The sequence below is a fragment of the Klebsiella sp. CN_Kp091 genome, assembly GCF_040065095.1.
GTDB classification, from domain to species: Bacteria; Pseudomonadota; Gammaproteobacteria; order Enterobacterales; family Enterobacteriaceae; genus Klebsiella; species Klebsiella aerogenes.
On the sequence record NZ_JBEAIO010000007.1, the window covers coordinates 59,644 to 74,130 of the forward strand.

General features: G+C 54.9%; 12 protein-coding genes. 6 read left to right on the forward strand and 6 right to left on the reverse strand.

What is annotated here, in order from left to right; genetic code table 11:
- Positions 1 to 132 precede the first annotated feature (132 nt).
- Positions 133 to 3,579 (reverse strand): transcription-repair coupling factor, encoded by a 3,447-nt coding sequence (gene mfd / locus ABLV17_RS08135; RefSeq protein WP_348854213.1) that lies wholly within the window; start codon positions 3,577 to 3,579, stop codon positions 133 to 135.
- 338 nt (positions 3,580 to 3,917) lie between these two features.
- Here mfd and lolC point away from each other — a divergent pair, with 338 nt between their 5' ends.
- The 6 genes from lolC (at position 3,918) to ABLV17_RS08165 (ending at position 9,342) form a co-directional block, all read left to right on the forward strand.
- Positions 3,918 to 5,117 (forward strand): lipoprotein-releasing ABC transporter permease subunit LolC, encoded by a 1,200-nt coding sequence (lolC, locus tag ABLV17_RS08140; protein WP_087857985.1) that lies wholly within the window; start codon positions 3,918 to 3,920, stop codon positions 5,115 to 5,117.
- Positions 5,110 to 5,811 carry a lipoprotein-releasing ABC transporter ATP-binding protein LolD gene (gene lolD / locus ABLV17_RS08145; protein WP_015367168.1) on the forward strand — a complete coding sequence of 234 codons (702 nt, stop codon included), beginning with the start codon at positions 5,110 to 5,112 and terminating at the stop codon, positions 5,809 to 5,811. Before lolC ends, lolD begins: the two co-directional genes overlap by 8 nt.
- Entirely contained in the window at positions 5,811 to 7,055 is a 1,245-nt protein-coding gene (gene lolE / locus ABLV17_RS08150) for a lipoprotein-releasing ABC transporter permease subunit LolE (RefSeq protein WP_113374189.1), read from the forward strand. Before lolD ends, lolE begins: the two co-directional genes overlap by 1 nt.
- A 103-nt stretch (positions 7,056 to 7,158) precedes the next feature.
- Positions 7,159 to 8,070, forward strand: a complete 912-nt coding sequence (gene nagK / locus ABLV17_RS08155; protein WP_308959131.1) for an N-acetylglucosamine kinase — start codon at positions 7,159 to 7,161, stop codon at positions 8,068 to 8,070.
- 14 nt (positions 8,071 to 8,084) lie between these two features.
- Positions 8,085 to 8,915, forward strand: coding sequence for a Sir2 family NAD+-dependent deacetylase (gene cobB, locus ABLV17_RS08160; RefSeq protein WP_087857981.1), 831 nt, complete (start codon positions 8,085 to 8,087; stop codon positions 8,913 to 8,915).
- Positions 8,916 to 9,006: 91 nt separating this feature from the next.
- Positions 9,007 to 9,342, forward strand: coding sequence for a hypothetical protein (locus ABLV17_RS08165; RefSeq protein ID WP_308959132.1), 336 nt, complete (start codon positions 9,007 to 9,009; stop codon positions 9,340 to 9,342).
- Positions 9,343 to 9,482: 140 nt separating this feature from the next.
- On the opposite strand, the gene ABLV17_RS08170 is transcribed toward ABLV17_RS08165, so the two are convergent.
- The 5 genes from ABLV17_RS08170 to potA all read right to left on the reverse strand — a co-directional run bounded on the left by ABLV17_RS08170 (position 9,483) and on the right by potA (position 14,484).
- On the reverse strand, positions 9,483 to 10,358 hold the full coding sequence (locus ABLV17_RS08170) for a DUF6708 domain-containing protein (RefSeq protein ID WP_308959133.1): 876 nt from the start codon (positions 10,356 to 10,358) through the stop codon (positions 9,483 to 9,485).
- Positions 10,359 to 10,681: 323 nt separating this feature from the next.
- Positions 10,682 to 11,728: a spermidine/putrescine ABC transporter substrate-binding protein PotD gene (potD, locus tag ABLV17_RS08175; RefSeq protein WP_213316707.1), complete on the reverse strand. Its 1,047-nt coding sequence runs from the start codon at positions 11,726 to 11,728 to the stop codon at positions 10,682 to 10,684.
- Positions 11,725 to 12,510, reverse strand: a complete 786-nt coding sequence (potC, locus tag ABLV17_RS08180; protein ID WP_012968557.1) for a spermidine/putrescine ABC transporter permease PotC — start codon at positions 12,508 to 12,510, stop codon at positions 11,725 to 11,727. The genes potD and potC overlap by 4 nt, the downstream gene beginning before the upstream one ends.
- Positions 12,507 to 13,364, reverse strand: a complete 858-nt coding sequence (gene potB, locus ABLV17_RS08185; protein ID WP_015705059.1) for a spermidine/putrescine ABC transporter permease PotB — start codon at positions 13,362 to 13,364, stop codon at positions 12,507 to 12,509. The genes potC and potB overlap by 4 nt, the downstream gene beginning before the upstream one ends.
- A complete protein-coding gene (gene potA, locus ABLV17_RS08190) occupies positions 13,348 to 14,484 on the reverse strand; it encodes a spermidine/putrescine ABC transporter ATP-binding protein PotA (RefSeq protein WP_087857978.1) in 1,137 nt (378 codons plus the stop codon). Before potA ends, potB begins: the two co-directional genes overlap by 17 nt.
- Positions 14,485 to 14,487: the final 3 nt, after the last annotated feature.

Genomic DNA, 14,487 nt, shown 5'->3' on the forward strand with positions numbered 1-14,487 from the left:
TTATAAGATAATCAATGTCAATTATGGCGCGGGAGAGTGTTGGGAAATCCAGGTGGATTGCAAAATGTTTGTAAAGTTTGCTAACTGTGACAGGTAAAGAGATGCGGTTCTGACAACCGCATCTCTTTTTTATCAAGCGGTGGCGTTTTCTTCCAGCTGACGCATAAACTGGTTAACCCATTCCATGCGCGTTTTACGCTCATCAAGCTCCTGGAAGAATTTGAGCCTTGTCGGCCCATCCAGCCGGTAATGCTGCGGCTGCTTCTGCAGTAGACCGATAAGCCAGACCGGGTTAACGTTATTTTTCTCGTTAAACTCGATCACGCCGCCTTTTTCATTGCACTCCAGCTTGCGGATCCCCAGCTTTTGCGCCTGCTGGCGTAGGCGCGCGATATCCAGCAAATTACGCGCCGCATCCGGCAATGTTCCAAAGCGATCGATCAGCTCGACTTTGATTTCATCGAGATCGTGTTCATTTTTGGCGCTGGCGATACGCTTATAGAACGACAGGCGGGTGTTAACGTCGGGAATAAAGTCATCCGGCAGCAGCGCCGGCATGCGCAGCTCCACTTCCGTCTGCTGGCTGGTGAGATCTTCCAGCGACGGCTCGCGACCCTCTTTCAGTGCATCGACAGCGTTCTCCAGCAATTCCATATACAGTGAAAAGCCGATAGTTTCCATCTGCCCGCTCTGACCTTCTCCCAGCAGTTCGCCAGCGCCGCGGATTTCAAGATCGTGGGTCGCGAGGGCAAAGCCGGCGCCAAGGTCTTCTAACGACGCGATAGCTTCCAGGCGTTTCTGCGCGTCGGTGGTCATGGCTTTCGGATGCGGGGTGAGCAGCCAGGCGTAGGCCTGATGGTGCGAACGACCCACGCGGCCGCGCAGCTGGTGCAGCTGGGCAAGGCCGAAGTGATCGGCGCGCTCAATGATGATGGTATTGGCGGTCGGGATATCGATGCCGGTTTCAATGATTGTCGTGCAAACCAGCACATTAAAACGCTGGTGATGGAAATCGTTCATCACCCGTTCCAGTTCACGTTCGCGCATCTGGCCGTGACCGATGGCAATTCGCGCCTCCGGTACCAGTTCAGCCAGACGATCCGCCGCTTTCTGAATATTTTCAACATCGTTATACAGATAGTAGACCTGGCCGCCGCGCAGGACTTCACGCAGAATCGCCTCGCGAACCACCAGCGCGTCGTATTCGCGGACAAAGGTTTTTACCGCCAGACGGCGAGCTGGCGGGGTGGCGATAATGGACAGATCGCGCATTCCGCTCATCGCCATATTCAGCGTACGTGGGATCGGCGTGGCGGTCAGCGTCAGGATATCGACGTCCGCGCGCATCGCCTTGATACGTTCTTTATGACGCACCCCGAAGCGGTGTTCTTCATCGACGATAAGTAGACCCAGGTCGCGCAGCTTGACTTCATTTTGCAGCAGCTTATGGGTACCGATCAAAATATCGATTTTACCCTCAGCCGCCTGTTCGAGGATCTGCGCCTGCTCTTTAGCGCTGCGGAAACGCGATAGCATCTCAATGCGTACCGGCCAGTTGGCGAAGCGATCGCGGAAGTTATCGTAATGCTGCTGGGCGAGCAGGGTGGTCGGCACCAGCACGGCCACCTGTTTGTGGTTTTCGACGGCGAGGAAAGCGGCGCGCATCGCCACTTCGGTTTTCCCAAAGCCAACGTCGCCGCAGACCAGACGGTCCATCGCCAGCGGCTGGCACATGTCGCTGAGGACGGCGTTAATCGCCTGTGCCTGATCCGGCGTGGTTTCGAACGGGAAACCGTCGCAGAATATTTGATACTGCTCGCGGTCATGCTTAAAGGCGAAGCCTTCTTTGGCCGCGCGCTGGGCGTAAATATCCAGCAGTTCGGCGGCCACGTCGCGCACTTTCTCCGCCGCTTTTTGCCTTGCCCGCGCCCAGGCGTCGCCGCCGAGTTTATGCAGCGGCGCATTTTCTTCCGCGCCACCGGCGTAGCGGCTGATCAGATGTAGCGATGATACCGGCACATACAGTTTGGCGTCGTTGGCGTAGGTCAGCATCAGGTATTCGCCTTTGATGCCGCCCGCTTCGAGGGTGGTCATCCCGGCATAACGACCCACGCCGTGTTCAAGGTGCACCACCGGCTGGCCGATATGCAGTTCCGCCAGGTTGCGAATGAGCGTATCGGGGTTGATGGTACGGCGGGAATCCTGACGGCGGCGGGCGACGCGTTCGCCCAGCAGATCGCTTTCGCAAATCAGCGCCAGATTGGCCTGACTGTCGATAAATCCGTGCTCGGCGGCGCCGATCATCAGGAAGCGGCCATTTCCGGTGGCTTCCTGCAGGCGCAATATATGTTTTGGCGCAATTTTGATGCGCACCAGCATTTCGCCCAGCGCCTCGCGGCGGCCTTCGCTTTCAACTGAGAAAATCACCGGGCCGCTGAAGGATTCAAGGAAGCGACGCAGATTGTCCAGCGGCGCTTTATTCTGCGCCTGGATCGCCAGCTCGGGCAGGGGTTGATAGCCGAGGTTAGTATTAGCGGCTTTCTCCGCAAGACGCTCGGTTTTTAACTGGATCCGCGGCCATTTTTTCAGCTCGCTAAAAAGTTCGTCGCTGCGAAGCCACAGTTGTTCCGGCGGTAACAGCGGGCGCATCGGATCGACGCCGCGGTTTTCAAAGCGGGCGCGGGTTTCATTCTGGAAACGCTCGGCGCTGTGCTCCAAATCGCCGGTATTCACAATCAGCGTACTGGGCGGGAAATAGCTAAACAGCGGCGGCAGCGGTTCGTTGAAGAACAGCGGTTGCCAGTATTCGATCCCGGCGGGCAGGGTACCTTTGCTCACCTGCTGGTAGATATGTTCCGGATCGCGCTTCACGTCAAAACGATCGCGCCATTGGCTGCGGAACAGCTCGATCGCCGCCTGGTCGGTCGGGAACTCATGCGCCGGCAGCAGATTGATGGCCTCGACTTCTTCCAGGGTACGCTGGCTATCAACATCGAATAACCGCAGGCTGTCTATTTCGTCATCAAAGAAATCGAGGCGATAGGGCTGCTCGCTGCCCATCGGGAAAAGGTCGAGCAGCGCGCCGCGGGTCGCGTATTCGCCGTGTTCCATCACCTGATCGACATGGCGGTAACCGGCGCTATCTAACTGCGTGCGTAGCGCATCGCGCGACAGACGCTGCCCTTTTTTCATTACCAGCGCGTGACCGTGCAGATAATTATGCGGGCAGACCTTCTGCATCAGAGTGCTGACCGGAACGATAAGCACGCCGCGCTGCATGGTCGGCAACTGGTATAAAGTGGCAAGGCGCGAAGAGATAATATCCTGATGGGGCGAAAAGCTATCGTAAGGCAGGGTTTCCCAGTCAGCGAGGCTTATCACCATGCTATCGGTAAATTGCCTGATTTCATCATTCAGACGCAGGGCGTTTTGCATGTCGGGCGCCACCAGCACCACCGGGCCGTGATGGCGTTCGGCCATTTCGGCTACCAGCGTGGCGCAGGCGGCGCCGGTGAGTTCGCCAAGCTGGCGCTGATCGCCGGCTTTGACCGGCAGAGTATAGCGGTATTGTTCAGGCATAACGGTTGTCAGGATCCCTTAGCGCCTATCCCATCAGGCGATTGTTTGTACTGTTTGGCCGCAGTCGGCCAACTCGCTCTACGATGTAGGGGCAAATTGCTGATATTCAATGTCTCTGATTATCCGCAATTGGTCTGATTTCGCCAACCCGAATGGCCTTCTGCGCCAGGTTTTCTACAGCGCGTGGCGATTGATAAATATATACACTCTAAATTAACTTCCTGATTTAAAACTATTATTTTGTTATTTTGGCGAAAAAATCTACCGTATCAGCGATTTACGCGTTGGGCTATGCCATATATACTCGAACATCGGCTATCAGCAACCAGATGGATTACATGTACCAACCTGCCGCACTATTTATCGGCCTTCGCTACATGCGCGGGCGCGCAGCCGACCGCTTCGGCCGTTTCGTCTCCTGGCTTTCGACCATCGGCATTACGCTTGGCGTGATGGCGCTGGTGACCGTCCTGTCGGTGATGAACGGTTTTGAGCGCGAGCTGCAAAACAACATCCTGGGGCTGATGCCGCAGGCTATCATTAGCGCCCAACAGGGCTCTATCAACCCGCAAAAAATGCCGGAAAGCGCCGTTAAGCTGCAGGGCGTGACGCGCGTCGCGCCGCTCACCACCGGTGATGTGGTGCTGCAAAGCGCCCGCAGCGTCGCCGTCGGCGTAATGCTGGGCATCGACCCGGCGCAAAAAGATCCGCTGACGCCTTACCTCGTCAACGTCAAACAGAGCGATCTGCAGGCAGGTAAATATAACGTCATTCTCGGCGAACAGCTGGCGGGTCAGTTGGGGGTTAACCGCGGCGATCAAATTCGCGTCATGGTGCCTTCCGCCAGCCAGTTTACGCCGATGGGACGCGTGCCGAGCCAGCGTCTGTTTAACGTCATCGGCACCTTCGCCGCCAACAGCGAAGTTGACGGCTATCAAATGCTGACCAATATCGATGATGCCTCTCGACTGATGCGCTATCCGCTGGGCAATATTACCGGCTGGCGATTGTGGCTTAGCCAGCCGCTGCAGGTTGACACCCTCAGCCAGCAGACGCTGCCGGAAGGTACCAAATGGCAGGACTGGCGCGAGCGTAAAGGCGAGCTGTTCCAGGCCGTGCGGATGGAAAAAAATATGATGGGGCTGCTGCTGAGCCTGATCGTCGCCGTCGCCGCTTTTAACATTATTACCTCGCTTGGCATGATGGTGATGGAGAAGCAGGGCGAGGTGGCTATTCTGCAGACCCAGGGGCTGACGCCGCGGCAGATCATGGCCGTCTTTATGGTACAGGGTGCCAGCGCCGGGATCGTGGGCGCCCTGCTTGGCGCGCTGCTCGGCGTGCTGCTGGCCAGCCAGCTTAATAATTTAATGCCGATTATCGGCGCGTTTTTGGACGGCGCGGCCCTGCCGGTGGCGATTGAGCCGCTGCAGGTGATTATTATCGCTCTGGTGGCGATGGCGCTGGCCCTGCTGTCTACGTTGTATCCTTCCTGGCGCGCCGCCGCCACCCAACCCGCTGAGGCTTTACGTTATGAATAAGATCCTGCTGCAATGCGACAACCTGTGCAAACGCTATCAGGAAGGCAACGTGCAAACCGATGTGCTGCACGATGTCAGCTTCAGCATTCAAGAGGGTGAAATGATGGCGATTGTCGGCTCTTCAGGTTCCGGCAAAAGTACGCTACTGCACCTGCTTGGCGGGCTGGATACGCCGACCTCCGGCGATGTTATTTTCTCCGGTCAGCCGATGAGCTCGCTCTCCGCCGCGGCTCGCGCCGATCTGCGTAACCGCGAACTCGGGTTTATCTATCAGTTCCACCATCTGCTGCCGGATTTTACCGCGTTGGAAAACGTGGCGATGCCGCTGCTGATTGGCAAGAAAAAAGCGGCGGATATCGAACGGCAGGCGAAAGCGATGCTGCAGGCGGTCGGCCTGGAACACCGTAGCCACCATCGTCCGTCTGAGCTTTCCGGCGGCGAGCGCCAGCGCGTGGCGATTGCTCGCGCGCTGGTGAACAAACCGCGGCTGGTACTGGCGGATGAACCGACCGGCAACCTCGACGCCCGCAATGCCGACAGCATTTTTGAGCTGCTGGGCGAGCTTAACGTGGCGCAGCGTACCGCTTTCCTGGTGGTGACCCATGACTTGCAGCTGGCGAAACGAATGAACCGCCAGCTGGAGATGCGCGATGGCCGCCTGACGGCTGACCTGACCCTGATGGGGGCCCAGTAATGGCTTCACCGTTATCTTTACTGATTGCGCTGCGTTTTAGCCGCGGCAGACGCCGCGGCGGTATGGTCTCGCTGATTTCCGTCATCTCTACTATTGGCATCGCATTAGGCGTGGCGGTACTGATCGTCGGCCTGAGCGCGATGAACGGTTTCGAGCGCGAGCTCAACAACCGCATTCTGGCGGTGGTGCCGCACGGTGAAATCGAGCCGGTTAATCAGCCGTGGAATAACTGGAACGAAGCGCTGACGAAGGTTGAAAAAGTGAAAGGCATCGTCGCCGCTGCGCCTTATATCAACTTTACCGGGTTGGTGGAGAGCGGCAGCAATATGCGCGCCATTCAGGTCAAGGGCGTCGATCCGCAGCAGGAGAGCCGCCTGAGTTCATTACCAAACTTTGTGCAGAACAATGCCTGGGCTAGTTTTAAGGCCGGCGAGCAGCAGGTGATTCTGGGTAAAGGCGTCGCCGATGCGCTGCACGTGAAGCAGGGCGATTGGGTGTCTATCATGATCCCCAATTCAGATTCCGAGCACCAGCTGTTGCAGCCGAAACGCGTCAGGCTACACGTGAGCGGCATTCTGCAACTGAGCGGCCAACTGGACCATAGCTTCGCGATGATCCCGATGGCGGACGCCCAGCAGTATCTGGATATGGGCAGCAGCGTGACCGGCATCGCCATTAAAGTCACCGACGTCTTCCACGCCAATACGCTGGTACGCGACGCCGGCGAGGTAACCAACAGCTACGTCTATATAAAGAGCTGGATCGGCACCTACGGCTATATGTATCGTGATATTCAAATGATCCGCGCCATTATGTATCTCGCCATGGTACTGGTGATTGGCGTCGCCTGTTTTAACATTGTCTCGACGTTGGTGATGGCGGTGAAAGATAAAAGCGGCGATATTGCGGTGCTGCGCACGCTTGGCGCGAAAGACGGCTTAATCCGCGCGATTTTCGTATGGTATGGTTTATTGGCCGGTTCGGTCGGGAGCCTGATCGGGGTGGTTATCGGCGTGTTAGCCGCGCTGAAGCTGACATCGATTATCAACGGTATCGAAGCGTTGATCGGGCATAAATTCCTTTCCGGCGACATCTATTTTATTGACTTCCTGCCGTCTGAATTGCACTGGCTGGATGTCGTTTATGTGCTGGTGACAGCACTGTTGCTGAGTTTGCTGGCCAGTTGGTATCCCGCCCGCCGCGCCAGTCGTATTGACCCGGCGAGGGTGCTGAGTGGCCAGTAATTTATCGTCGTGGCCCTTCAACGCTGCATCTATTAAGCCAATTCTGTGACAGCAGAGGCCGCCCAAAGGATGTGGGGTTGGGGCTAATAAGAGGAATGGCTAAATGTATTACGGATTTGACATTGGCGGCAGCAAGATAGCGTTGGGGGTGTTTGATAACGCCCGGCAACTTCAGTGGGAAAAACGCGTTGCCACTCCAACGGAAAGCTATGGGGCTTTCCTGCAGGCGATTGAAGCGCTGGTTCGCGAAGCCGATCGGCGCTTTGGCGTAGAGGGCGCGGTCGGTATCGGTATCCCCGGTATGCCGGAAACCGCGGACGGCAAGCTGTATGCCGCTAACGTTCCCGCCGCCAGCGGCCAACCGCTGCGCGTTGATCTCAGCGCACGCCTGGGGCGTGAAGTTCGTCTTGATAATGACGCCAACTGCTTTGCGTTATCTGAAGCGTGGGATGATGAATTTACCCAATATCCGCTGGTGATGGGGTTAATCCTCGGCACCGGCGTCGGCGGCGGGATCGTGCTTAACGGCAAATCGATAACCGGTCACAGCTACATCACCGGCGAGTTCGGCCATATTCGTCTGCCGGTGGACGCCCTGGAAGTAGTGGGGCGCGATTTTCCGCTAACCCGCTGCGGCTGCGGCCAGCTCGGCTGCATCGAGAACTATCTTTCCGGCCGCGGATTCGCCTGGCTGTATCAGCATTTTTATCATCAATCCTTAACTTCTCCAGAGATCGTCGATCTGTGGCAGCAGGGTGATGCGCAGGCGCGGGAGCACGTCGAACGTTACCTCGATCTACTGGCCGTTTGTCTGGGCAATATCCTCACCATTGTCGATCCGGATCTGCTGGTGTTAGGTGGCGGATTATCTAATTTTACTGCTATAACCGAAGGGCTGGCGCAGCGCCTGCCGCGTCATTTGCTTCCGGTCGCCCGGGTGCCGCGCATTGAGCGCGCGCGTCATGGCGACGCCGGAGGTATGCGCGGTGCGGCCTTCCTTCATTTGACTCATTAATTACAGGGGTAGCTATGCTGTCGCGCCGCTTACATCGCTTAAGCCGTTTCCGCCGTAAAAAACGCCAGTTGCGCGATCGCTTACGGCAACGTGTCTTCTTCGGCGAAGACAAAACGCCGCCGCAGGCAATAGATAAACCGCGGGTGGTGGTGTTAACCGGCGCCGGTATTTCGGCAGAGTCGGGGATTAAAACCTTCCGCGCCGCCGACGGCCTGTGGGAAGAACACCGGGTGGAGGACGTGGCGACACCGGAAGGTTTTGCTCGCGACCCGGCGCTGGTGCAGGCGTTTTATAACGCCCGCCGCCGCCAGTTGCAGAGTGCGGAAATCGCGCCCAATGCCGCGCATCTGGCGCTGGCGAAGCTGGAAGAGGCGCTTGGCGATCGTTTTCTGCTGGTGACGCAGAATATTGATAATCTGCACGAGCGCGCGGGTAACCGCCGGGTTATCCATATGCACGGCGAGCTGCTGAAAGTACGCTGTTCGTGGAGCGGGCAGGTGCTGGAATGGACCGGCGACGTGACGGCGGATGATAAATGCCACTGCTGTCAGTTCCCGGCGGCGCTGCGCCCGCACGTGGTATGGTTTGGCGAGATGCCGCTGGGCATGGATGAGATCTACAGCGGGCTGGCCGAGGCCGATATCTTTATCGCTATCGGAACCTCCGGTCACGTCTATCCGGCGGCGGGGTTCGTCCATGAAGCTCGTTTGCACGGCGCGCATACCGTCGAGCTTAACCTTGAACCAAGCCAGGTCGGCAGCGAATTCGCTGAGAAACATTACGGGCTGGCAAGCGAAGTGGTGCCTGAGTTTATTGATAAGCTGCTGCAGGAAAACTCGCTATAAACTGAAGCAGCCTGCCAGGTAGCATGGGCACAGCCCATTGCTTCCGGCAGCGCTGTTGACAAGGATGAAACGTCATGACAGGAGTCAGACTATGCATAATCCGCTGGTTATCGAAGCGATCATGTTGATCGCGGCCATCGTCGTCGGCGTATGGAGCCAGAGAGTTTTACCTATATACGCCGATAGTCGGCCGATTCTCTTTATACTGTGCTTGTTCATCAGTATCGGCAGCACATTGGGCCTGCTGCTCGATGGCTTAGCCCTGCTCCTCACCGGCCTGGTAGCAACAGGTATTGTACGGATATATGGCCCCCTGCTGCTGCTGGTGGTGCTGTGGAAACCCCTTAATGCGGTCTTCGGTATCATTGAAGATTTTTTGCAGCGCAGAGAAGCCAGGGGGAAATCCCGGCGGCGAAAGCGAAATTAGAAACGTCTTAACGGTCGGAAGTTTCCGACCGCGATGAGTTATTGCTTAAAAAAATTGAATACCTGTCTGCCTGAATATTATGGACAAATTTTAATGCTCGCAAGAACAGGTCTGTAAGCCACTCTGGCTACTTCTAACTTTTAACTATCCAACGTAGATTCCATCTGCGCGGAGTCAGACCACGGGGTGTCGGGAAGTCTTCGCAGAATACTGCGCAGCGCCAGCGCATCGATTAATATAATTGGCACAAAAAGAAATGATATCAACCAAAAGAATGGATTACGGATAGGGAAAATGGTGGTCCAGCGATCGCTATCATCGACGCGTGATAACAATCTATTGCTCAGCGTCGTTACGCAGTATTTAAAGGTGGCGCGAGGTGGTGTCAAAAGAGTAACGGGAGAATTTATACCATTCATATAATCGTTACACCATTGCCAGGACTCGGCATAGCTAATAATCGTATCCTCAATGCTAATGAAGTAACGTGATGCGTAAAAAAATAAAGGTATATTATCATCGCTGATGATAATTTTGACCTTTGGGCTGTCAGGTGGATTAATATGCCAGGCATACCACGTCCGTGAACCTGCCGAACCGGAACCGTTTCTGAAACTGGGGCGAATAACGTCACTCCAGTCGAAAACTAGCGTTTCAACGGGCCATTTAGCAAAAATATTATGGTTATGGCAATGCTTCTGGATATAGATTTTCTGCTGACGGCGATTTAGCCGAATTATCATATCCTTGGGCTTGCTAATGAAAAGGCGTAGTGCATGTATTGCGCTATATAACAACAGGATAAGTATTGGGACAACAAATATTAGCTCCTGAAGGTAACCAACCAAAGGCACGATAATAAACAGGCCTAACAGCGAAACAAAAACTAAGGCAAAAGGTAAGGTGACGCCTAACCACTCACTTCGTGGTACATTCCTACTGATATCACAGTAAATATCATTAACTTCCGTAACGCCGAAGAGTGGCGGGGCTTTAATTTTTATGTTGTTTTTCATTCCATATCCTTATGTAATGTCGAGGTTAATCCTTTAGATATTCATTTCGGTTATGTTTGGCGTGCTAAATAATGACGATTATCTCTTTCAGCGTTACCTTGTTTTATTTATGCAGATTAGCGCCACCCGTAAAGCAGCAAGAGCGATGTAGAATAACGACAGCGTGAGTGAGAAGCAATATATAAAGCTATTGAATAAATTCGGGCGAAATGAATAACCCGCAGCACTTTATTTGTATATGCTTATTAGCGGATAAATGGGAGTGAATATATTAGCTTTTTATATGCTGGATAGCATCGACGCTATCCAGCATATTATTACAATTAACGCCCGGCTTTCAGCTTCTGGTAATACTCTTCATAAATGGCGCTGGCGCTGCCGACGTCATTTTGCCATTCGCCTTTTTCGATAGTGGCGGTATCCGGATACAGCGATTTATCGTTGGCGACTTCCGGGCTGAGCATTTTGCGCGCGGCCAGGTTTGGCGTCGGATAACCGATAGTTTCGGCTACCTGTTTCGCGATATCAGGGCGCAGCAGGAAGTTAATCAACTTAAGCGCGCCGTCAACGTTTTTGGCATTCGCCGGAATCGACAGGCTATCCATCCAGAAAATGCCGCCTTCTTTTGGCCAAATCACTTCCAGCGGGGTGCCAGCCTGACGCGCGACATAAGCGGAACCGTTCCAGACCATGCCAAGGTTCACTTCACCTTCCATATACGGGTTTGCCGGGTTATCGGAGTTGAACGCCGCGACGTTTGGCATCAGCTTTTTCAGCTCGTTATAAGCCGCTTCAATCTCTTTTGGATCGGTGGTGTTGCCGGAATAGCCCAGTTTGCGCAGCGCCATCTGGAACACCTCGCGCGCGTCGTCGGTCAGCAGCAGGCTGCTTTTATATTCCGGTTTCCACAGGTCGGCCCAACTGGTTACGGTTTTCGGGTCGATAGCATCGCTATTGACGCCGATTGCCGTCGCGCCCCAGATGTAGGGAATCGAGTAGTCGTTATTCGGGTCGAAAGGTTTGTTCAGCATCTGCGGATCGAGGTTGCTGAAGTTACTCAGCTTGCTCTTGTCAATCTTTTGCAGCATGCCTTCTTTGCGCATTTTGTCGACGAAATAGGTTGATGGCACCACAAGATCGTAAGCGCCGTCTTTATAGGTTTTGAGCTTGGCGTACATGGTTTCATTCGACTCGTAGGTCGAATAGATCACCTTGATGCCGGTCTCTTTGGTGAACTGTTCCAGCAGGCCTGGCGGCACGTATTCGGTCCAGTTATAGAAGTAGAGCGTTTTGCTATCGTCCGCCTGCGCGGCGCCCATGCCCAAAGCCAGAGCGCCCGCAGCGAGCAGGTGGCGTGACCATTTTTTCATTTTAACGTCCCCTGAGTTTTATCACGTGCAATTAACTGACTGGCGATAACCATCACCAGCGAAAGAACCAACAGAATCGTCGCCAGCGCGTTCACTTCTGGTGAAACGCCGACCTTCACCATGGAGTAGATCTTCAGCGGCAGGATTTCATAACCCGGACCCGTAACGAACGAAGAGACCACCACGTCATCCATCGACAGGGTAAAGCTCAATAGCCACCCGGCCGCTACCGCCGGCAGTGCCAGCGGCAGGATGATTTTGCGCAGGATGGTCATCTCGCTGGCGCCGAGATCTTTCGCCGCTTCCAGCATGCGCACATCAAAGCCTTTCAGGCGAGAGAACACGGTCACTACCACGAATGGCAGACAGAAGGTGATATGCGAAAACAGCAGCGACCAGAAGCCCAGCTGAATACCGATCAGCATAAACAGCACCAGCAGGGAGATAGCCATCACGATATCCGGCGACATCATCACGACGAAAAGCATTCCGCTGACGAACGGTTTACCGCGAAAACGGTAGCGATACAGCGCCACGGCGGTGAGTGAGCCGATAAGCGTGGCGAAGGTTGCCGACAGCACCGCCATGGTCAGCGAGTGCTGGGCGGCCTGCAGCAGGCTATCGTTATTCATCAACAGGCTATACCAGTCGGTGGTGAAGCCTTGCCAGTTGATACCGAAGCGTGAACGGTTAAACGAGTTAACGATCAGAATAATAATAGGGATGTAGAGATACGCGTAAATGGCGGTCATAAAGCCGCCGCGCAGCAGTCGACCGATCATTCCAGCTCCACCTTTTTATTCAGCAGGCGCGCCGCGCGCCAGTAAATCAACAACATCAGCCCCATCACCAGCGTTAAGGTAATACTGGTTGCCGCGCCGAATGGCCAGTCGCGGATATTAAGGAACTGACTCTTGATAACGTTGCCGATCAGCAGATTTTTGGCGCCGCCCATCAGGTCTGAGACGTAAAAGAGCCCCATTGCCGGCAGCATCACCAGCAGACAGCCGGCGATAATTCCCGGCATGGTCAGTGGAATAATGATGCGGATAAAAGTCTGCAGCTTGCTGGCGCCGAGATCTTTTGCCGCCTCCAGCAGCGGGCGATCCAGTTTCTCAATGCTGGAGTAGAGCGGCATCACCATAAACGGCAGCAAAATATAGACCAGGCCGATAATTACCGCCGATGGCGTGTACATAATGCGTACCGGCGTATCGATAACCCCCAACCACAGCAGGAACTCGTTCAGATAGCCTTTGGTACTGAGGAAAATCTTCAGCCCATAGATGCGGATCAGCGAATTCGTCCAGAACGGGACGATAAGCAGGAACAGCAGCAGCGGGCGTACCTTTTGCGGCAAGCGCGCCAGGAACCACGCGAACGGGTAGCCCAACGCCAGGCAGGCGAGGGTCGCCAGCAGCGCCATATTCAACGAGTGCAGCAGCACATCGTAATAGAGCGGATCCAGCAGCCGCGAGTAGTTATCCAGCGTGAAGACCATTTTGACGAAGTTCGCATCGTCGCGGGTCAGGAAGCTGGTGGCGATGATCATCAGGTTGGGCAGAAAGACGAACAGCACAAGCCAACCCACGATGGTGGCGATCACCACATTTTGGAATTTACTGGTGTTCTTCATCGGCCAGCACAACCTCCCAGCTTTCTACCCAGTTAATCGCCATTTTCTGGTCGAGGGAGTGGTCAAAGTCCGGATCGTCTTCATTGAAGAATTCGCTGACCATAACCATCTTGCCGTTTTCCAGCTCAACAACTGACTCAAGGGTCATCCCCTTGTAGTTGCGCTCGCGCACGTAGCCGATAAGGCCATCCGCTTCGCTGCCGTGATGAATTTCATCAACGCGGAGATCTTCCGGGCGCAGCAGAACGTTCAACTGTTGCCCTTTTTCAACGGCGAAGTTGACATAGATATTGCACTCGCGGCCTTCGACGCAGGCGCGTACGCGCTGTTCATCCAGGCGTTCAATAACGGTCGCGTTGAAGATGTTGATTTCGCCGATAAAACTGGCGACGAACAGATTCTTCGGCTCTTCGTAGATTTCACGCGGGGTACCGTCCTGCTCGATTTTGCCATCGCGCATCACCACAATGCGGTCGGACATGGTCAGGGCTTCTTCCTGGTCATGGGTGACGAAAACAAAAGTGATGCCGAGCTTGCGCTGTAGCGCTTTGAGTTCGTTCTGCATCTGCTTACGCAGCTTGTAGTCGAGCGCCGAGAGGGATTCATCAAGCAACAGCAGACGCGGTTTGTTGACCACCGCCCGGGCGATGGCGACGCGCTGCTGCTGGCCGCCGGAGAGCTGGTGAGGCTTACGCTGGGCAAACTCTTCGAGCTGTACCATTTTCAATGCGTCCACCACCCGCGGGGTGATTTCTGCCGCCGGGGTTTTCTGCATCCGCAGGCCGAAGGCGACGTTTTCGAACACGGTCATGTGCGGGAAAAGCGCATAGCTTTGGAATACGGTATTGACGTGGCGGTTTTCCGCCGGGACATGGGTGATATCCTGGTCTTCCAGGTGGATACGTCCGATATCGACGCTTTCCAGACCAGCGATTAGACGAAGAACGGTTGTTTTACCGCAGCCAGAGGGGCCAAGCAGGGTGAGAAATTCACCATTATTGATGGTTAAGTTGAGATCGGAGATAACGGTCTTACCATCAAAGCTTTTGCGAATTCCCGCCAGTTGTACCAGCGGAGAAAGCGAACGCGGTTGTATATTCAATTTTTGACTCTGTCCCATGTA

Bases quoted from the DNA above. Each gene is read 5' to 3' on its own strand.
- potD (WP_213316707.1), bottom strand. From the start codon at position 11,728: ATGAAAAAATGGTCACGCCACCTGCTCGCTGCGGGCGCTCTGGCTTTG.
- potB (WP_015705059.1), bottom strand. From the start codon at position 13,364: ATGAAGAACACCAGTAAATTCCAAAATGTGGTGATCGCCACCATCGTG.
- nagK (WP_308959131.1), top strand. From the start codon at position 7,159: ATGTATTACGGATTTGACATTGGCGGCAGCAAGATAGCGTTGGGGGTG.
- cobB (WP_087857981.1), top strand. From the start codon at position 8,085: ATGCTGTCGCGCCGCTTACATCGCTTAAGCCGTTTCCGCCGTAAAAAA.
- ABLV17_RS08170 (WP_308959133.1), bottom strand. From the start codon at position 10,358: ATGAAAAACAACATAAAAATTAAAGCCCCGCCACTCTTCGGCGTTACG.
- potC (WP_012968557.1), bottom strand. From the start codon at position 12,510: ATGATCGGTCGACTGCTGCGCGGCGGCTTTATGACCGCCATTTACGCG.
- lolD (WP_015367168.1), top strand. From the start codon at position 5,110: ATGAATAAGATCCTGCTGCAATGCGACAACCTGTGCAAACGCTATCAG.
- lolC (WP_087857985.1), top strand. From the start codon at position 3,918: ATGTACCAACCTGCCGCACTATTTATCGGCCTTCGCTACATGCGCGGG.
- mfd (WP_348854213.1), bottom strand. From the start codon at position 3,579: ATGCCTGAACAATACCGCTATACTCTGCCGGTCAAAGCCGGCGATCAG.
- potA (WP_087857978.1), bottom strand. From the start codon at position 14,484: ATGGGACAGAGTCAAAAATTGAATATACAACCGCGTTCGCTTTCTCCG.
- lolE (WP_113374189.1), top strand. From the start codon at position 5,811: ATGGCTTCACCGTTATCTTTACTGATTGCGCTGCGTTTTAGCCGCGGC.
- ABLV17_RS08165 (WP_308959132.1), top strand. From the start codon at position 9,007: ATGCATAATCCGCTGGTTATCGAAGCGATCATGTTGATCGCGGCCATC.